Annotated in this window: 20 protein-coding genes; 15 read left to right on the top strand and 5 right to left on the bottom strand. The window is 68.5% G+C overall.

Annotation, left to right across the window (positions count from 1 at the left end):
* The first annotated feature begins 46 nt into the window (after positions 1-46).
* From H6844_07180 to ggt, 10 genes are all read left to right on the top strand, one after another.
* Complete coding sequence (locus H6844_07180) at positions 47-916, top strand: LLM class F420-dependent oxidoreductase (protein ID MCB9929178.1); 870 nt, start codon at positions 47-49, stop codon at positions 914-916.
* A 70-nt stretch (positions 917-986) separates the two neighbouring features.
* Complete coding sequence (locus tag H6844_07175) at positions 987-1,817, top strand: methyltransferase domain-containing protein (GenBank protein ID MCB9929177.1); 831 nt, start codon at positions 987-989, stop codon at positions 1,815-1,817.
* Positions 1,818-1,955: 138 nt separating this feature from the next.
* Positions 1,956-2,216, top strand: coding sequence for a DUF4170 domain-containing protein (locus tag H6844_07170; protein ID MCB9929176.1), 261 nt, complete (start codon positions 1,956-1,958; stop codon positions 2,214-2,216).
* A gap of 10 nt (positions 2,217-2,226) precedes the next feature.
* The gene (locus H6844_07165) at positions 2,227-2,967 is read left to right on the top strand and encodes a 2OG-Fe(II) oxygenase (GenBank protein MCB9929175.1); all 741 of its coding nucleotides are present in this window, start codon (positions 2,227-2,229) and stop codon (positions 2,965-2,967) included.
* A 66-nt stretch (positions 2,968-3,033) separates the two neighbouring features.
* On the top strand, positions 3,034-3,879 hold the full coding sequence (locus tag H6844_07160; GenBank protein ID MCB9929174.1) for an LLM class F420-dependent oxidoreductase: 846 nt from the start codon (positions 3,034-3,036) through the stop codon (positions 3,877-3,879).
* Positions 3,880-3,901: 22 nt separating this feature from the next.
* On the top strand, positions 3,902-4,849 hold the full coding sequence (locus H6844_07155; protein MCB9929173.1) for a hypothetical protein: 948 nt from the start codon (positions 3,902-3,904) through the stop codon (positions 4,847-4,849).
* Between the two features lie 31 nt (positions 4,850-4,880).
* Positions 4,881-5,489: a bifunctional nicotinamidase/pyrazinamidase gene (gene pncA, locus H6844_07150; protein MCB9929172.1), complete on the top strand. Its 609-nt coding sequence runs from the start codon at positions 4,881-4,883 to the stop codon at positions 5,487-5,489.
* A gap of 34 nt (positions 5,490-5,523) precedes the next feature.
* Positions 5,524-5,673 carry a hypothetical protein gene (locus H6844_07145; protein MCB9929171.1) on the top strand — a complete coding sequence of 50 codons (150 nt, stop codon included), beginning with the start codon at positions 5,524-5,526 and terminating at the stop codon, positions 5,671-5,673.
* 15 nt (positions 5,674-5,688) lie between these two features.
* Complete coding sequence (locus H6844_07140) at positions 5,689-6,903, top strand: FAD-binding oxidoreductase (GenBank protein MCB9929170.1); 1,215 nt, start codon at positions 5,689-5,691, stop codon at positions 6,901-6,903.
* Between the two features lie 88 nt (positions 6,904-6,991).
* The gene (gene ggt / locus H6844_07135; GenBank protein MCB9929169.1) at positions 6,992-8,578 is read left to right on the top strand and encodes a gamma-glutamyltransferase; all 1,587 of its coding nucleotides are present in this window, start codon (positions 6,992-6,994) and stop codon (positions 8,576-8,578) included.
* A 37-nt stretch (positions 8,579-8,615) separates the two neighbouring features.
* Here the strand turns inward: ggt and H6844_07130 are convergent, their stop codons facing one another.
* On the bottom strand, positions 8,616-9,206 hold the full coding sequence (locus H6844_07130) for a TIGR02281 family clan AA aspartic protease (protein MCB9929168.1): 591 nt from the start codon (positions 9,204-9,206) through the stop codon (positions 8,616-8,618).
* A gap of 201 nt (positions 9,207-9,407) precedes the next feature.
* Here H6844_07130 and H6844_07125 point away from each other — a divergent pair, with 201 nt between their 5' ends.
* Entirely contained in the window at positions 9,408-10,634 is a 1,227-nt protein-coding gene (locus H6844_07125) for an MFS transporter (protein MCB9929167.1), read from the top strand.
* A 37-nt stretch (positions 10,635-10,671) separates the two neighbouring features.
* Here H6844_07125 and H6844_07120 read toward each other — a convergent pair whose 3' ends face one another.
* On the bottom strand, positions 10,672-11,130 hold the full coding sequence (locus H6844_07120) for a RidA family protein (GenBank protein MCB9929166.1): 459 nt from the start codon (positions 11,128-11,130) through the stop codon (positions 10,672-10,674).
* A 115-nt stretch (positions 11,131-11,245) separates the two neighbouring features.
* Here H6844_07120 and H6844_07115 point away from each other — a divergent pair, with 115 nt between their 5' ends.
* From H6844_07115 to H6844_07100, 4 genes are all read left to right on the top strand, one after another.
* Entirely contained in the window at positions 11,246-11,959 is a 714-nt protein-coding gene (locus tag H6844_07115) for a TlyA family RNA methyltransferase (GenBank protein ID MCB9929165.1), read from the top strand.
* Entirely contained in the window at positions 11,937-13,238 is a 1,302-nt protein-coding gene (locus tag H6844_07110; GenBank protein MCB9929164.1) for a class I SAM-dependent RNA methyltransferase, read from the top strand. Before H6844_07115 ends, H6844_07110 begins: the two co-directional genes overlap by 23 nt.
* A 275-nt stretch (positions 13,239-13,513) precedes the next feature.
* Complete coding sequence (locus H6844_07105) at positions 13,514-14,512, top strand: LLM class flavin-dependent oxidoreductase (protein ID MCB9929163.1); 999 nt, start codon at positions 13,514-13,516, stop codon at positions 14,510-14,512.
* Between the two features lie 61 nt (positions 14,513-14,573).
* Complete coding sequence (locus H6844_07100; GenBank protein ID MCB9929162.1) at positions 14,574-15,356, top strand: glucose 1-dehydrogenase; 783 nt, start codon at positions 14,574-14,576, stop codon at positions 15,354-15,356.
* A 49-nt stretch (positions 15,357-15,405) separates the two neighbouring features.
* On the opposite strand, the gene H6844_07095 is transcribed toward H6844_07100, so the two are convergent.
* The 3 genes from H6844_07095 to H6844_07085 all read right to left on the bottom strand — a co-directional run bounded on the left by H6844_07095 (position 15,406) and on the right by H6844_07085 (position 17,331).
* Positions 15,406-16,215 (bottom strand): dienelactone hydrolase family protein, encoded by an 810-nt coding sequence (locus H6844_07095; protein ID MCB9929161.1) that lies wholly within the window; start codon positions 16,213-16,215, stop codon positions 15,406-15,408.
* Between the two features lie 98 nt (positions 16,216-16,313).
* The gene (locus tag H6844_07090; GenBank protein MCB9929160.1) at positions 16,314-16,493 is read right to left on the bottom strand and encodes a hypothetical protein; all 180 of its coding nucleotides are present in this window, start codon (positions 16,491-16,493) and stop codon (positions 16,314-16,316) included.
* 94 nt (positions 16,494-16,587) lie between these two features.
* Positions 16,588-17,331 (bottom strand): GNAT family N-acetyltransferase, encoded by a 744-nt coding sequence (locus H6844_07085; GenBank protein MCB9929159.1) that lies wholly within the window; start codon positions 17,329-17,331, stop codon positions 16,588-16,590.
* Positions 17,332-17,364 lie beyond the last annotated feature (33 nt).

The following is a 17,364-nucleotide window of genomic DNA, read 5'->3' as shown; positions in this document are numbered from 1 at the left end:
GCCGCCCGTGTACCGTGTTTGCACAATCCCCCAGGAGGACCGCCCGATGAAGTTCGGCTTAAGATATTGCAACACCGGAAAATACACCGACACCGCCAGGGCCATGGAACTGGTGCAGGCGGGCGAGGCCGCCGGCTTCGAAAGCGCCTGGACCGTCGAACACACGATCATCCCGGAAGGCTACGAGTCCAGCTATCCTTATTCCGATAGCGGAAAAATGCCGGGCATCGACGCGGCGACCGACCTGCCGGACCCGCTGGTGTGGATGGCCTACATGGCCTCGGTCACCTCGAAGATCAAACTGGCGACCGGCATTCTGATCCTCTCGCAGCATTCGCCCGTGGTGTGCGCCAAGCAGGTGGCCACGCTGGACGCCATGAGCGGCGGCCGCGTGCTGCTGGGTATCGGCGTCGGCTGGCTGCGCGAGGAATTCGACATCATCGGCGCCAACTTCGAGGAGCGCGGCCCCCGTTGCGACGACTATATGCAAGCCATGCGCGCGCTCTGGCAGATGGAGCGCCCCGCCTATGACGGCCGGTTCGTGAAGTTCGACGGCGCCTATTGTCGGCCCAAGCCCGCGAACGGCACCGTGCCGCTGATCGTCGGCGGCCATTCCAAGGCGGCGGCCCGCCGGGCCGGGCGCCTCGGCGACGGCTTTTTCCCGGCCCGCGGCAATCCCAAAGAGCTGTTCCAACTGGCGCGCGACACCGCCCGCGAACACGGCCGCGACCCGGACGCCATCGAGTTCACCGCCAGCCTGCCGGACAATCTGGACGACATCCCCGCGCTCGCCGCCATGGGCGTGAAGCGCCTGCTGGTGCCGGTCACGGGCGCAGCCGGTCTCGCCAACCGCATCCGCGGCCCGGAAGACCTGAAGCAATGGTCCGACACGATCCAGAAATACGCCGATCTCTAATGGCCAACCGACCGCTGACAAATCGAAATCTGCCACTATAATAAATACATTACTCCATTAGGAGGCCGTCATGGCAGATGCGAGTATTGTCAGCGGTCACTATCACCACGGTTCGCTGTTACAGGCGATCGAGGCCGGCATGGCCAGGCTGGGCAAATCGCCGGCCACGGTGAGCATGGCCGATCTGGCGCCGGTCGAAGAGTTCCATATCGGCGGACGGGCGGCGACCTTGTCCGTGTTCGACACGCTGGGCCTGGAAGCCGGCGACCGCGTCCTCGACATCGGCTGCGGCATCGGCGGGCCGGCCCGCCTGGCGGCGGCCACATACGGCTGCACGGTCAGCGGCATCGACCTGACGCCGGAATATGTCGCCACCGGCAACACCCTGAGCGACTGGTTCAATCTTCGCCCGCAGGTCGCCTTGCAGAACGGCAACGCCATGGCCCTGCCCTTTGCCGACCAGAGCTTCGACAAGGCTTACCTGCTGCATGTCGGCATGAACATCGCCGACAAGGCCACGCTGGCCGAGGGGATCGCCCGGGTGCTGCGGCCGGGCGGCCGGGTGGCGATCTATGACGTGATGCGCACCGGGCCGGGCGATCTCTCCTTTCCCGTGCCCTGGGCCGAGACGCCGGCCGCCAACGCCGCCGCCCCCGCGGACGACTACCGCAGCGCCATCACCGATGCGAGGCTCGACCTCGTCCACGACGAAAACCGCAGCGCCATCGCGCTCGATTTTTTCACCAAGATGCGCGCCGCGTCCGCCCAGGCCGGCGGGCCGCCGCCGCTTGGCCTGCATATCCTGATGGGGGCCAGCGCCGCCACCAAAGTGGCGAATATGGTGGCCAATATCAGCGCGGGCCGCCTCGCCCCGGTGTTGATGATCGCGCAAAAACCCTAGCCTCCGCGGCCGCACTGCGACAAAATTCGACCAATGTCGGGGTGCGGAGCGCGGCTCGCTCAATTATGTAGGGGGTCTTCGGTTCCCGTCGCGCGCACGTGCCGACGGTGTGAAACGCTCGAACGCAAGAGGCCCCCAATGGCGAAACAGTTGTTGCACCTCGTATTCGGCGGTCGACTGAAAGACCCGCATTCGCGGACGTTCGAAAGTATCGAGGACATCGATATCGTCGGCATGTATCCGAGTTATGCCGAGGCATTGAAAGTCTGGCGCGGCAAGGCGCAAAGCACCATTGACGACGCCGAAACCCGGTATTTCATCGTCCATCTCCACCGCCTGTTCGACCCCGCCACCGACGAACATCCGATCGCGGCCGAGGGCGAGCGCGCGCACGCCTGAGCGCGGGCCGATGCGGCCGCTCGCTCTGGACCGGCCCCTGATGGACTGGTCCCCGCTAGACTGGGCCGCGCTGAACTGGGCCGCGCTCGAAGCGGACCTGACGGCCTATGGCTATGCGCTGACGCCGCCCGTGTTGACGGCGGACCAGTGTGCCGCCCTGCGTGCCCTCTACCGCGACGACCGGCCGTTCCGTTCGCGCGTGGTGATGGCGCGCCACGCCTTCGGCGAAGGCGACTACGCCTATTTCGCCGATCCGCTGCCACCGCTGATCCAGGGTCTGCGGCAAGCCTTCTACGAGGGCCTGGCACCGATGGCCAACCGCATGCTGCGGGCCATGGGACGGGACACCCACTATCCCCCGACGCTGGCCGAATATCGCGCGGTTTGCGCTGCCAACGGCCAGACCAAGCCCACGCCCCTGCTGCTGCGCTATGGCGAAGGCGGCTACAACCGGCTGCACCGCGATCTTTACGGCGACCTGGCCTTTCCGCTCCAGGCCACCGCGATGCTGAGCCGTCCGGGCCAGGATTTCGGCGGCGGGCAGTTCCTGCTGGTGGAGAACCGCCCGCGCCAGCAGGCGATCGGCACGGCGGTCGACATCCCCCAGGGTTCTTTCATCCTCTTCCCGACCAACGAGCGGCCGGTGCAGGGCGCGCGGTCGATCCTGCGCGCGTCGCTGCGCCATGGCGTCAGCCGCGTAATATGGGGCGAACGGCACACGCTGGGCCTGATCTTCCACGACGCCGCATGAGTGGCCACCCGCCGCGACACGCGCTATGGTGGCGCCTCGATCATTCGTTCAAGGGAAACCCCGCCCATGCAGTTCGGTGCCTCCATGTTTTGTACCGACTATTCCATGCCTCCGGCCGAACTGGGCCCGGCGCTGGAAGAGCGGGGCTTTGAATCCTTCTGGGCGCCGGAACACTCGCACATTCCGCTCTCACGCAAGTCGCCCTGGGGCGGCGGGCCGGAGCTGCCGAAGCGCTATTACGACGTGATCGACCCGTTCGTGGGCCTGGCCACGGCCGCGGTGGTCACCAAGACCCTGAAGCTCGCCACCGGCGTCTGCCTGATCGTCCAGCGCGACCCGCTGCAACTGGCGAAGGAAGTGGCGACGCTCGACCTGCTCTCCGGCGGCCGCTTCCTGTTCGGCATCGGCGCCGGCTGGAACCGGGAGGAGATGGCCGACCACGGCACCGACCCGCGCACCCGCATCGCGCTGATGGCCGAGCGGGTCGCCATGCTCAAGACGATCTGGACCCAGACCAAGCCGGAATTTCAGGGCAGGTTCCAGAGTTTCGAACCGATGATGACCTGGCCGAAGCCGGTGCAGAAACCGCACCCGCCAATCCTGGTCGGCGGCGCCATGCCCCACGCCGCGCAACGGGCCATTGCCTATGGCGACGGCTGGATTCCGCTGGGCGGCCGCGGCGCGGACGTGCTCGACCAACTGCCGCGCTTCCGGCAGATGGCGGCGGAAGCCGGCCGCGAGCCCGACAGCCTGCCGGTGTCGGTTTTCGGCGCCGGCGAGGACGCGGACATGCTGAAGCGCTACCGCGATGCGGGCATCGCCCGGGTGGTGTTCAGCCTCGATTCGGCGAAGGCGGATGCGATCCTGCCGGTGCTGGACCGGATCGCGGCCCTGCGGGCCAGCCTCGGCTGATCCCGGAGCGTTGGAGATGCGAATGCGTGGGTTACACATCGTCGCGGCCGCCCTGTTGCTGGCCGTTGGCGGCTGCGAAACACTGGGTCTCAGCGACTCGACCGACGAGGCCGGAAACGTGGTCGAAAGTTCGGAGGCGCCGGCGGCACGGCCGGTTCGCCCCAGGGCGCCCGACCTGCAACCGCCCCTGCCGATCCGGCAGCCGCCGCCGCTGATCGAGCCGATGCCGCCCCTGCCCTCGACCGAGGCGGCCACGCCACCGACCACGTCACCGGCCATGCCACAGACACCGGGCAACGCGCTCCCCGCCGCGCCGATGGAGACACCGGCGGCGGCCGCAACCGAAGCGACCGAGTTGCAAACGCCGGATGTCCGGGGCGCCACGGTCCAGGCCCCCGCCGCCGCAACGCCGAGCCCGCAGGGGCCGAACTTCCAAACGCCCGTGGTGCAGGCCCCGGCTGTCGAGGCCCCCGCCGCCGCGATGCCGAAAGCAGAGCCGCCCAAAGCCGCGGCCGCAAAGACGCCGTCCGTCACGGTCGCGCCGCCGAAGGCCAAGGCGCCGAAACCGGCGGCACCGGCCAAGGCCATGCCGGCGGCGTCTCCCCCGCCGGCACCCGCACCCGCCGCGGCCCCCGCGCCACAAGCGGAAACGGAGCCCAAGGTCGAGATGCTGCAACTGGTCCCCGTCCACACGGGCACACCGGAGACCCCTGCGCCCGACCAGGCCGCGCCGCAACCGCCTGCGGATGCCGAGCAATCGCCGGAACCGGCCAAGCAGGCCGAGCCCATGCCGGAGACACCGCCTCCGCCGCCCCAACTGACGGAACCGACGGCACCCAAAGCGGCGGCACCCAAAGCGGCGCCCTCAGAGCCCCTGCCGAACGTCTTCGCGCCCTGCCGGTTGCGCGACCAAATCGTGATGGCAACGCCCGCCGACTGCACCCAAATGAAAGGGGTTCCGCTGCAATAGTGGTTGACTGCGCATCCGCGGGAGCCTCCCCATGGCCGAAGCCCTGCTCCTGATCGACATTCAGAACGACTTCTGCCCCGGCGGCGCCCTGGCGGTGCCGGATGGCGATGCGATCGTTCCGCTGGCGAACCGCCTGGCCCGGGACTTCGAGCATGTGCTGCTGACCCAGGACTGGCATCCGGCCGACCACCGCTCGTTCGCCAGCCAGCATCCCGGCAAGGCGCCGTTCGAGACGGCGTTGCTGCCCTATGGCGAGCAAACCCTCTGGCCGGACCATTGCGTCCAGGGGACGGACGGCGCGGCCTTCCACCCCGGTCTGGACCGGACGCGGGCGCAACTGGCGGTCCGCAAGGGCTTCCGGCCCGAGATCGACAGCTATTCCGCCTTTTTCGAGAACGATCGCACCACGCCCACCGGGTTGGCGGGTTATCTGCGCGAGCGCGATATCGCCGCCCTGACCCTGGCGGGGCTCGCCTACGATTTCTGCGTGCTGTATTCCGCGCTCGATGCCCGCCGCCTGGGGTTCGATGTGACGGTGGCGACGGCCGCCTGCCGCGCCATCGACCTGAACGGCTCCGAAGCCGCGGCGACGCGCGCCCTGCGCGCGGCCGGGGTCACGCTGCTGGAAAACGCGCCATAAACATTCTATATTAAGAATGTAAAAGGAGAACCGCATGAAACTGTTCCTCTGGCCCGGCGACTTCGTCGCCAGCCTGACCGGCCTGCCCAAGGATTCCGACAACCGGCTGGTGTTGCGCATGTACGCCAACGTGCTGATCTGGGGCATTCTGTCCGCCATTATCCTGGCGATGGTCCTGACCTGACGAAATCCGGCTCCCATGGCCCCTCCCCCCATCGGTCCGACACCGCGCCACGCCCGCTATGACGTGGTGATCGTCGGCGGCGCCATGATGGGTTCGGCGACGGCGTGGTTCCTGGCCGACAATCCGGATTTCGACGGGCGGGTGCTGGTGGTGGAGCGCGACCCCTCGTATGAGAATTCCGCGACCGCGCGCACCAATTCCTGCATCCGCCAGCAATATTCGGCCGAGATCAACATCCGCATCTCGCAGTTCGGCGCCGACTATGTGAAGAATTTCCGCGCCTATATGGGCGGCGACCCGGACGTGCCGCCGGTGCCGTTGCAAAGCTTCGGCTATCTCTACCTGGCCGCCGACGAGCGTTTCGCCGCCGTGCTGCGCGCCAACCAGACAACCCAGGCCGCCTGCGGTGCCGGCACAAGGCTGATGACGCCGGACCGTATCCTGGCGGACTATCCGTTCTACAACCTCGCCGACATCGTCCTCGGCAGCCACAACACCCGGGACGAGGGCTATTTCGAAGGCTCCACCCTGTTCGACTGGTGGCGGCGCGTGGCGCGGCGACGCGGCGTCGAATACGTCACCAACGAAGTGGTGGCCATCGAACGCACCGGCGACCGCATTGCCGGCGTGACCCTGGCCTCCGGCGAGCGGGTGGCCTGCGGCTGGCTGGTCAACGCCGCCGGCACGCGCGGCGCCCGGACCGCGGCCATGGCCGGCATTCACATCCCCATCGAGCCGCGCAAACGCTTTTCCTTCGTCTTCGCCGCCGAGGACCGGCTGCCCCGCGCCCTGCCGCTGACCATCGACCCCTCCGGCGTGCACATGCGTTCCGACGGTGCGAACTATCTCTGCGGCTGCCCGCCGGACGACGACCGGGCGGTCGATTTCGACGATTTCGCCGTCGATTCCGGCGTCTGGGAGGACAAGGTCTGGCCGGCGCTGGCCCACCGCGTGCCCGCATTCGAGCGCGTGAAGCTGCTGAACGCCTGGATGGGCCATTACGACTATAACACGCTGGACCAGAACGCCATTGTCGGTCCGCACGACGAGGTTCGGAACTTCCTGTTCCTGAACGGCTTTTCCGGCCACGGCTTGCAGCAGTCGCCGGCCATGGGCCGCGGCACGGCCGAATGGATCGCCCATGGCGAATTCCGCTCGCTCGACCTGTCGCCGCTCGGCTATGAGCGGATCGCCCGCGGCGAGCCGTTCCGGGAACGCGCCATCATCTGATCAGTCGGGTAGGGCATCTAGCCAATACGGACCAACCGGCGTAGGCTCCGCCGATTCCGATTGCCACCGTCCCGGAGAGCCTCGCCCGATGCGCGATTTCCACCAGCCGACCCGCTCCGCCGTCCGCGCCACGAATGGCATGGTCGCCACCTCGCAGCCCAGTTCGACGCTGGCGGGGATCGAGATGTTGCGGGCCGGTGGCAATGCGCTGGATGCCGCGGTGGCCGCCTGCGCGGTGCAATGCGTGACCGAGCCCGGTTCGACCGGCATCGGCGGAGACTGTTTCTGCCTCTACAAGCCGGCGAACGGGCCGCTGGTGGCGCTGAACGGCTCCGGCCGCGCGCCGGCCGCCGCGTCGGCCGAATGGTATGCCGACCGGGGCATCACCCAGCTGGACACCACCTCGCCCCACGCCGTCACCGTGCCGGGTGCGGTCGGCGCCTGGGACGCGCTGTTGCGCGAGCACGGCACCAAGTCGCTGGGCGAATGCCTGCAATGGGCCATCGGCTATGCGGAGAACGGCTTCGCCGTGCACGACCGCGCCGCGCTCGACTGGCGGTTGGCCGAGGACAAGCTCTCCATCGACCCGGCCGCCAAGGCGATCCTGCTGCGCAATGGCGGCAAGGCGCCGAAAGAGGGCACGGTCTACCGCCAGCCGGAACTGGCCGAAACCCTGAAAAAGATCGCCAAGGGTGGCCGCGACGCCTTCTACACCGGCGAGGTCGCGGAGGACCTGGTCGGCCATCTGCGCGCCATGGGCGGCCTGCACACGCTCGACGACTTCGCCGCCAGCCAGCCGGAATACGTCACCCCCATCGTCACCGACTACAAGGGCTATCAGGTCTACGAATGCCCGCCCAATGGCGTCGGCATCATCGCGCTGCTGATGCTGAACATGTGGGAGGGCTTCCAGCAGCCGGACGACCCGCTGGCCGTCACCCGCCTGCACCGCATGGCGGAGGTCAGCCGCCTCGCCATCCGCGACCGCAACGCCTTCGTCGCCGACCCACGCATGGCGGACGTGCCCCAGGACCTGCTGCTCTCCAAGGGCTATGCCGAGCGCCTGCGCGCCCTGATCGACGACAACAAGGCCATGCCGGAACTGCCGCCGCCGGGGCTCGATAAGAACGGCGACACGGTCTATCTCTGCGTCGTCGACCGGGACGGCAATGCCTGCTCCTTCATCAACTCCACCTTCCACAGCTTCGGCAGCGGCATTGTCGGGCCGAAATCGGGCGTGGTGCTGCAAAACCGCGGCTGGGGCTTCACGCTGGAACAGGGCCATCCCAATGCCATCGCCGGCGGCAAGCGGCCAATGCACACCATCATCCCCGGCATGCTGATGCAGGATGGCGAGGCGGTGATGCCGTTCGGCGTCATGGGCGGCAATTTCCAGCCGATCGGCCACACCTGGGTGCTGTCCAACATGCTCGACTACGGCATGGACCCGCAGGCGGCCATCGCGCTGCCCCGCGTCATGAGCTATGGCGGCAAGCTGGAGTTGGAAACCACGATCGGCCCGAAAATGGCGAGCGAACTGCGCGCGCTCGGCCACGATTGCGAATATTTGGTGCGCCCGCACGGCGGCGGCCAAGCGATCTGGATCGACCGCAAGGAAGGCGTGCTCACCGCCGGCAGCGAGACGCGGAAGGACGGCTGCGCGCTGGGCTATTGACGGCGGTTCGCTCCGCCGCCCCACCGGCCCGCGGCGCTCAGCGCACCAGGGTCATGCGATCGCCCTGTATCTGGAACGACCGAAACCGCTTGAGATAGCTCATCCCCAGCAAGGACGTATCGAGGTCGCCGCCGTTGACGACCGCCGGGACGTCGCGATCCTCGAACGGCCCCAGCGTCACGGTGCGGAGCACGACCGGCGCCCCCAGCACGGTGCCGTTCGCGGTCTGGGCCGGCCGGCTGAAATCCAGCCGGTCGACGTCCAGGCCAACCCTGGCGGCCGCCTCGCGGGTCAGGACCAGATCGCTGGCCCCGGTATCGATGAGGAAGGACACGTCCTGGCCGTCGACGGCCAGCCGGGCGTAGAAATGGCCGTCGCGGTCCCGGGTGAAGGACATCGTGCGCGCGTCGACCACCCGGCCCTTGTCGGCCTGGATAATGGCCAGCAACTCGTCCTTGAAGCCGAAAGCCAGCACGACAGCGACGAAGATCAATCCCCAGATCGCGACATGCTGCAACGATTGGCCGAGCCGGTGGCGATAGAGCGAGAAAACCGAGACCAGAAGCACGATCCCCAGCACGCTCAGATAGAACAGGCGTGCGGTTTCGGATGAACTCAGATCGCCCATAGTCTCCCGAACTCCATTCCGGCCAACCGCGTTCGGCTGTTTAGCCGATGGAGCCCCGACGCGCCAGCGCTTCGGGCCGGGAGTCGGCGGGCGCGACCGGAACCGTCCCGACACCGCTCCCGGTCCGCGGCAACCATCTAGCGAGACCGCGCGGAACCGGCTTAGATAGGCGACCGCTCCCGCAGCTACCACGCGACGCCCATGACCGCACCCGCCACCCCCATCCCGCCGCTTTCCCGCGATGCCCGTGTGATCGGGCTTGTGGGTGCGGCGCATTTCTTCAGCCATTTCTACCAGTTGGTCCTGCCCGCACTGTTCGTGTTCATGGCCGATCATTTCGGCTGGACCTATGTGGAGCTGGGCCTGCTGGTGACCGTGTTCAGCACCATGAGCGCCGTGGCCCAAACGCCGCTCGGCATCATCGTGGACAAGATCGGCGCCCGCTGGCCGCTGATCCTCGGCACCGCCGTGCTGTCGGCCAGCGTGCTGGGCTATGGCCTGGTCGCATCCTACAGCGCGATGATGGTGCTGGCGGTGTTCGGCGGCATCGCCAATGCCATCTACCACCCCGCGGATTTCTCGATCCTGGCGGCCAAGGTGCACGAGCGGCGGCTGGGGCGCGCGTTCTCGCTGCATTCGGTCAGCGGCAATATGGGCTGGGCGCTGGCACCGATCGTCATGGTGCCGCTGGCCTCGCTCTATGGTCTGCAAACGGCATTCATCGTCGCTGGCTGCTGCGGCCTCGCCACGGCGGCGGTCCTGTTGTTGCAGGCGGGCCATCTGGAAACCGACGCCGACCACCAACCCAAAAAACGCAAGACCGAGACCAAGGCGAAGGCCGCCGACGGCCCCGGCTGGCGGTTCCTGCTGTCCCGCGCGGCGCTGCTGCTGCTGGCCTTCCAGATCGTGCACGCGATGGCGTTCGGCGGCATCCGCAATTTCTCGCTGCCGGCGCTGACCGCCCTGACCGACATCGCCCCGGAACTGATCGCCAGCGCGCTGACCGGCTATCTGGTCGGCGCCTCGTTCGGCAACCTGCTGGGCGGATGGGCGGCGGACACCACCGGCCGACCGCAGTTGATCTTCTATTTCAGCATTCTGAGCATCGCCGCCCTGACCGCCCTGATCGGCTCGGTCGCCATGCCGGCCATCGTGCTGATGGTGGTGTTCATCGTCGCCGGCGCCCTGAACGGCACGCTGTTGCCGGTGCGCGACCTGCTGGTGCGGGCGCTGGCGCCGAAAGGCCAGATGGGCACGCTCTACGGCTTCACCTCATCCGGCCTCAGCCTCGGCAATGCGATCACGCCGCTGATCTATGGCTGGCTGATGGACCACGGCCACCCGCGTTGGATTTTCTATGCCAGCGCCATCCTGATGCTGGGCGCGCTCGCCACCTATGTCGAGGCGCGGAGCGAACAGGCAAAGTGACGGATGCCCGCCGCGCGGCCGGCACCCGCCCGCAGGCTCAGCCTTCGACCTCGACCACCGCGTCCACCTCGACGGCGAAGCCCAGCGGCAGCGAGGGCACGCCGACGGCGAAGCGGGCGTGTTTGCCCTTGTCGCCAAACACCTCGACCATCAGGTCGCTGGCGCCGTTGACCACCGCCGGATGCTGGTCGAACTCCGGCGTGCAGGCGACGAAGCCGCCGAGCTTCACCACGCGCTTCACCTTGTCGAGCGAGCCCACGGCCGCGTTCACCTGCGCCAGGATCGCCAGCGCACAGAGCCGGGCCGCCTTCTGCCCGTCCTCCAGCGACACGTCGGCGCCCAGCTTGCCCTTCACCGCCGCGCCGCCGGCGGCCGAAACCTGGCCGGACACGAACACCAGATTGCCGGCCTGCACCGCCGGCACATAGTTCGCCACCGGCTTCGGCGCGTCGGGCAGGGTGATGCCAAGCTCTTTCAGGCGGGCGGCGATGCTCATGGGCCAAGGTTCCTCTTGCATGGGGGAAGAAAGTTCGGGCCTTTATACGCAAAATCGCCCCGCTCTCCCACCCACTTGCAGCCGAGCCATGCCCCCCAAACACCGCCTGGACCAAATGCTCGTCGACCGCGGCCTGGTCGAGAGCCGCTCGAAAGCCCAGGCGCTGGTGCTGGCCGGCAAGGTGTTCAGCGGCGAGCGCAAGCTGGACAAGCCCGGCACGCAATTGAAGGACGACGTGCCGCTGGAGGTGCGTGGCCGCGACCATCCCTGGGTCAGCCGCGGCGGCCTGAAGCTGGCGCACGCGCTGGATGCCTTCGGCCTCTCGCCCGAAGGTGCCGTCTGCATCGACGTGGGCGCCTCCACCGGCGGCTTTACCGATGTGCTTTTGGCTCATGGCGCTGTCCGGGTTTACGCCGTAGACGTCGGCCACGGCCAGCTGGCCTGGCGCCTGCGCCAGGACGAGCGCGTGGTGGTGCTGGAAAAGACCAACGCCCGCCATCTGACCGCCGAGCACATCCCGGAGCCGGTGGATTGGGTGGTGTGCGATGCCAGCTTTATCGGCCTCGCCACCGTGCTGCCGGCCGCGCTGGCGCTCACCCGGCCGAACGCCCGGCTCGTCGCCCTGATCAAGCCGCAGTTCGAGGCCGGGCGCGAGCATGTGGGCAAGGGCGGCGTCGTCCGCGACCCCGACGTGCACCGCGCCGTCTGCGAGCGGGTCCGCGCCTGGGCCGAGGGTGCGGGCTGGACCGTTCAAGGCATTGTCGAAAGCCCGATCACGGGCCCCGAAGGAAATGTGGAGTTCTTGCTTGTCGCGCACCGCTCGCCCTGACCGGGCCCTGGAAGTCACCATCGAACGGCTCGGCGGCCGTGGCGACGGCATTGCCGAGACGCCGGAAGGCCCCGTCTTCGTGCCCAACGCCCTGCCCGGCGAACAGGTGCTCGTGCGCCTGGGCAAGCCGCGGGCCGAGGGCATGGCGGCCAGCGTCGTCGAGCGCCGCAGCGAGTCGGCCGACCGCGTGGCCCCGGCCTGCCGCCATTTCGGCCGCTGCGGCGGCTGCCAGGCCCAGCACCTGGCCTCGCCCGCCTATGCCGCCTGGAAGCGCGACCTGCTGCTGGACGTCCTCGCCCGCCGCGGCTTCGACGACGCGGGGCTGGTGGCCGACCTCGTGCTCTGCCCGCCGGAACGCCGCCGCCTGCGCTTCGCCGCCATCGGCCGGCGCGAGGGCGCGGTGCTGGGCTTCAACGCCCGCAACTCCAACCAGGTGATCGACCTGGCCGAATGCCCGGTCGCCGACCCGCGCATCGCCGCCCTGCTGGCGCCCCTGCGCGAGGCGCTGGGCGACATCCTGCCGCCGAAAATGGCCTGCGACGCGGAGGTGGTGGCGACCGACGACTGCCTCGACCTGCTGCTGCTCTCCCGCGTCTCCCTGAACGGCAAGCGGCGCGAGCGGCTGATCGCGTTCGCGGGCGAGCACGGCATCGGCCGCGTCAGCTTCCAGCAGGACGAGCGCTTTCCGCCGGAAGTGGTGGTGCAGTTCACGCCGCCGCTGGCACGCTTCGGCGAGACGGCGGTGGCCTTCCCGCCCGGCGCCTTCCTGCAACCGAGTGCGGCCGGCGAACAGGCCCTGCGCGAGGCGGTGCAGGTGCTGGTCCCGCCCGGCACGCTCAGGGTGATCGAATTGTACGCCGGCTGCGGTGCCTTCGGCCTGCCGCTTGCCGCCGCCGGCTTCCGCGTCACGGCCTATGAGGGCGAGGCGGCGGCGATCCAGGCGCTGAACCAGGCAGCGGGCCGCGCCAGCCTCGGCGGCCGCATCACCGGCCATGTCCGCGACCTCGCCCGCCAGCCGCTGCGCGCCGACGAGATGCGCGGCGCCGACCTCGTCCTGCTCGACCCGCCGCGCTCCGGCGCCTCTGCCCAGGCCGCGCAGACTGCCGAAAGCGGCGTGCCTTCGGTGGTTTACGTCTCGTGCAACCCGGCCAGCTTCGCCCGCGACGCCGGCGTGCTGGCGGGCGGGGGCTACGAACTGCGCCAGGTGATCCCGGTCGACCAGTTCGTCTGGACGCCGCACCTGGAACTGGTCGCCCTGTTCCAGCGCGAAACCCCGTAAGCCCCTGTTCCCCGGACGGTGCGGAGCGCCGATCCGGGGCCGCCCGCCCTCGTGAGCACGGGCAGCAGCGGTGTTCGCACGAAGACACCGGCCCCGGATGGCGGCTCCGCCCCCTCCGGGGAACATTCGCCCCTGTTCCCCGGCCGCCCGCAGAGCGGCGGGCCGGGGCCGCTATATCTCGCGAACACCGTCCGCACCCTCTTCGCCCCCTTGCCCCTCCCCGCGCTTTCGCCCAGCATGGGCGGCGTCGCAGCCCAGCCTCGCGGGAGCCTTCCATGTCCCCACCCCTCGGTATTGCCGTCTCCGGCGGCCCGAATGCCAGCGAGATCGTCCGCCTGTCCCGCCTCGCCGAAGACCTCGGCTACACTTCGGCCTGGGTGGCGGAGGGGCATGGTGGCGACCAGTTCGCCGTGCTGGGGGCGGTGGCCACCGCAACGGAACGCCTGCAACTCGGCACCGCCATCACCAGCGTGTTCGTGCGCACCGCCCCCACCATCGCCATGGCAGCCGCCACCGTGGACCAGCTTTCGGGCGGCCGCTTCATCCTGGGGGTCGGCTCCAGCCACCGGGTGCAGGTGGAGCCGGAGCACGGCGTCGCCTATGCCAAGCCCATCACCCGCGTGCGCGACACGGTGGCCGTCTGCCGGGCGCTGCTGCGCGACGGCCGCGTCTCCTACCGGGGCGAGACCGTGCAGATCGAGAATTTCGATCTCTGGTTCCAGCCGCTGCGGCCCGACATTCCGATCTATGCCGCCGGCCTGTTCCCGAAAATGGTGCACGCCACCGGCGAGATCGCCGACGGCATCATCCTGACCCGCTCGACCCTGCAAACCGCGGCCAGCATCCGCGCCGGACTGGCCGACGGGGCCAGGGCCGCGGGTCGTGACCCGGCCGCCATCAAGGTCACCTCGCTGCTGCCAACCGCCGTCGCCAAGACCCGGGCCGAGGCGCTGGACCGCTGCCGGCCGGGCCTGGCGCTCTATGCCGGCTTCTTCCCGCGCTACAACAAGCTGATCGCCTCGCACGGCTTCGAAGACGAAGCCGCCCGGATCGCCGAGGCCTGGGGCCGCGGCGACCAGAAGGCCGCCAGTGCCGCCGTCTCCGATGCCATGGTCGATGCCACCAGCGTCGCCGGCACGCCGGAGGAATGCCGCGACAAGATCCAGGCCTATCGCGAGTCCGGCCTGGACGAGCCGATTATCAGCCCGTTCGCCCGCGGGCCGGAGTCCGCCACCATTTTCGAAGACGCCATCCGCGCCTGCGCCCCGCGCTAGCGCCAGAACCCCGCGCCAATGCCAGAACCCCGCGCCAATGCCAGAACAATGAGGAAATCCCATGCGCCTTGACGGAAAAGTCGCCCTGGTGACCGGTGCCGGCAGCGGCATCGGCGAAGGCATCGCCCTGGGCCTGGCCGAGGCCGGCGCCAGCATCGCCTGCGCCGACATCAACCGCGCCGCCGCGGTCGCCACCGCGGCCAAAGCCTCGGACTTCCAGGTGCCCAGCATGGCCATCGAGGCCGATTGCGGCGACGTCGCCTCGATCGACGCCATGGTCGACCAATGCGTCGCCCGCTACGGCCGGCTGGACATCATCGTCAACAATGCGGGCGTCACCCGATCCGCCTATATCATGGACCTGACCGAAGAGGATTGGGACCGCATCCACCGGGTCAACGCCAAGGGCGTGTTTTTCTGCCTGCAAGCCGCCGCGCGCCAGATGATCGCCCAGGGCCATGGCGGGCGCATCATCAACATTGCCAGCATTGCCGGCCGCGGCTTCAAGGACACGTCGAACGCCGTCTATGCCGCCAGCAAGGGCGCGGTGATCTCGCTCACCAAGACCGCGGCGCAGCAACTGGGTCGCCACGACATCAACGTGAACGCGATCTGCCCCGGCGTCACCTTCACCGCCATCCTGGAAGACCTGCTGGAGACGCGCTCGAAGGAGCAGGGCATCACGGTCGAGGACATGCGCACCCGCATCGAAAAGCCGATCCCGATCGGCCGCGGCAACACCCCGGCGGACATCGGCGCCATGGCGGTGTTCCTGGCCGGCCCCGGCGCGCGCAACATCACCGGCCAGTGCTACAATGTCGACGGCGGGCTCGTGCCCAGCTGACGGATGCCCAGCTGACGGATACCCGGTTGGCCGGGCCGGAGCCCGCCCGTCACGGCAGTTCCGCCACCTGGAGCTGCAATTCCTTGGCCAGGAAGTCGGCGGCCAGATTGGCCATTTTCTTGCGATCCGCCGGCCGCGGCACATGACCGGTGTTTTTGAGCTTCATGACGCTCACCGGCCGGCCATAGTGCCGCCACACCGCCTCGGCCTCGCGGGTGCGGGCATAGGGCACGATCCGGTCGCGGGTGCCGTGCACCAGCATCACCGGCGCGGCCCGTTCGACCGCGGACGCAGGCACGTTCCGCGGCAGGCCGCCGGCCAGAGCCACCACCGCGGCGATGCGCGGGTCGGTCGCAGCCATGCCCAACCCGTGAAACGCGCCCAGCGAATAGCCGTAAACCGCCAGTTCCGGCCCCATCACCTCCGGGCGGACCAACAATTGGTCGACCATGTTCGAAAGCTGGCGTTCGCGCAGTTGGAAATACGGGATGGCCCCCTTGCGCTTCACCGAGGCGGGCATGGCATCGAAATAGCGGACCACCGCGGCGGCCACGCCCCGCTCCGCCAGCGCATTGGCGACCGGCCATACCATGAAACCCCGCCCCAAGCCGCTGGCACCGTGCAGCAGCATGACCGTCGGCCAGGGCGGTGGGGTGTTCGGGGCGACCACATGGACGCGAACGCGCCGGCCATCCACCACCATATTCCAATCGAAGCGGGCATGTGCAACCGCCGCCGGCGCCCGTGACGCCTCCGGCTTCGCCACCGTGGTTGCCACCGACGTCTTTGGCAGGGAGTGCTGCTGCGGCGCGCAACCGACCAATCCCAAAAACACCAGGGCGATGACCCAGCGAATCATCCCGACCTCATTCCAGAATCCGACCTGGGACCGGCTTTATCACAGGCTCGGCAGCCTGTCGCGACCCAAAACCGCGCGGCACGATCGTGTGCGGACCGTCAGGGCAGGACCGCAAACAGGATCGCGGTCCAGACGGCCAGCGAGACGGTCGCCACCCCGGCCATGGCCATACCCACGGACCAGCGTCCGGGCGAGGCCGCCCAGATCCAACCGGCGAACGGCTCACCTTCTCCGAACCCACATCCCGACGCCATGGAATTTTCTTGAGAACTGTTCATTCATATACCCTTCCTTTACCTCAAATCATAATTGTCATCGAAATCACCGCAACAACATAAATATAAAATGAAGAATTATAATAATGACGTACCGTTAACCCATCGCATTGCGGATCTTCTGCCGCGCAAGGTTGCGAATCGCCAATGCCACGCCCACCCATCGCCTTGGGTTGTAGGCCGCAATGCCATATCGCTGGCGCCGCTCCGGCAGCCATTCCTGCTTGTACGGGTCATCGCCCCAACCGAAATCGATTTCGCGGATGGTCGGGTCGGCCAAAGCGGCGCGCATCGCCGCCATGGTCAGGACCGTGCCCACCGATTGCCGGCTCCAATCCTGGTCATAGGCCAGCTTGAAAATCGTCGCCTGGCCATGCCGGCGGACCCAGATCTGGGCCGCAACCGGCCGCGCGCCGATGAACAGACACCACACCGCCGCCTCCCCGTCGGCCAGACCCTGGCGAATCAATCCGGGGATATAGCCGGGAAACGGCTCCGCCGGTTGCCAGCTCGTGGCATAGACGGCCTCGTAGGCGGCAATTGCCGCGTCCGCCTCCTCCGGCTGGGCGAAGCGGGCAATCCGGCCCTCCCCCTTTTCCAGCAGAGCGCGACTGCGCCGCCGACCGGTATTGCGGAGGGCACCGGGCCGTTGTTGCCAGTAGGCATCGAAGTCGAGCCCCTCTGTCGCCAGGTACCAGTTCCCGAACTGGGGAAACGGTTCCACGATCCAGCCCGCCCGCCTCAACCCCTCGGCCACGACATCCTTCGGCCCCTCGTCCAGGGCATCGAACCAGAGCGAATCGAAGCGCCGCCGCCTCAGATCGCGGGCCAGCGCCGCCATGGCCGCAACCGGGTCGCGGGCGCGTTCCAGACC

The organism is Alphaproteobacteria bacterium (assembly GCA_020638555.1).
In the GTDB taxonomy this organism is placed as follows: domain Bacteria; phylum Pseudomonadota; class Alphaproteobacteria; order Bin95; family Bin95; genus JACKII01.
This window is presented reverse-complemented; position numbering and strand designations above follow the sequence as displayed.

Coding starts and splice junctions, on each gene's coding strand:
- H6844_07180 (MCB9929178.1), top strand. CDS start 47: ATGAAGTTCGGCTTAAGATATTGCAACACCGGAAAATACACCGACACC.
- H6844_07175 (MCB9929177.1), top strand. CDS start 987: ATGGCAGATGCGAGTATTGTCAGCGGTCACTATCACCACGGTTCGCTG.
- H6844_07170 (MCB9929176.1), top strand. CDS start 1,956: ATGGCGAAACAGTTGTTGCACCTCGTATTCGGCGGTCGACTGAAAGAC.
- H6844_07165 (MCB9929175.1), top strand. CDS start 2,227: ATGCGGCCGCTCGCTCTGGACCGGCCCCTGATGGACTGGTCCCCGCTA.
- H6844_07160 (MCB9929174.1), top strand. CDS start 3,034: ATGCAGTTCGGTGCCTCCATGTTTTGTACCGACTATTCCATGCCTCCG.
- H6844_07155 (MCB9929173.1), top strand. CDS start 3,902: ATGCGTGGGTTACACATCGTCGCGGCCGCCCTGTTGCTGGCCGTTGGC.
- pncA (MCB9929172.1), top strand. CDS start 4,881: ATGGCCGAAGCCCTGCTCCTGATCGACATTCAGAACGACTTCTGCCCC.
- H6844_07145 (MCB9929171.1), top strand. CDS start 5,524: ATGAAACTGTTCCTCTGGCCCGGCGACTTCGTCGCCAGCCTGACCGGC.
- H6844_07140 (MCB9929170.1), top strand. CDS start 5,689: ATGGCCCCTCCCCCCATCGGTCCGACACCGCGCCACGCCCGCTATGAC.
- ggt (MCB9929169.1), top strand. CDS start 6,992: ATGCGCGATTTCCACCAGCCGACCCGCTCCGCCGTCCGCGCCACGAAT.
- H6844_07130 (MCB9929168.1), bottom strand. CDS start 9,206: ATGGGCGATCTGAGTTCATCCGAAACCGCACGCCTGTTCTATCTGAGC.
- H6844_07125 (MCB9929167.1), top strand. CDS start 9,408: ATGACCGCACCCGCCACCCCCATCCCGCCGCTTTCCCGCGATGCCCGT.
- H6844_07120 (MCB9929166.1), bottom strand. CDS start 11,130: ATGAGCATCGCCGCCCGCCTGAAAGAGCTTGGCATCACCCTGCCCGAC.
- H6844_07115 (MCB9929165.1), top strand. CDS start 11,246: ATGCTCGTCGACCGCGGCCTGGTCGAGAGCCGCTCGAAAGCCCAGGCG.
- H6844_07105 (MCB9929163.1), top strand. CDS start 13,514: ATGTCCCCACCCCTCGGTATTGCCGTCTCCGGCGGCCCGAATGCCAGC.
- H6844_07100 (MCB9929162.1), top strand. CDS start 14,574: ATGCGCCTTGACGGAAAAGTCGCCCTGGTGACCGGTGCCGGCAGCGGC.
- H6844_07095 (MCB9929161.1), bottom strand. CDS start 16,215: ATGATTCGCTGGGTCATCGCCCTGGTGTTTTTGGGATTGGTCGGTTGC.
- H6844_07090 (MCB9929160.1), bottom strand. CDS start 16,493: ATGAACAGTTCTCAAGAAAATTCCATGGCGTCGGGATGTGGGTTCGGA.
- H6844_07085 (MCB9929159.1), bottom strand. CDS start 17,331: ATGGCGGCGCTGGCCCGCGATCTGAGGCGGCGGCGCTTCGATTCGCTC.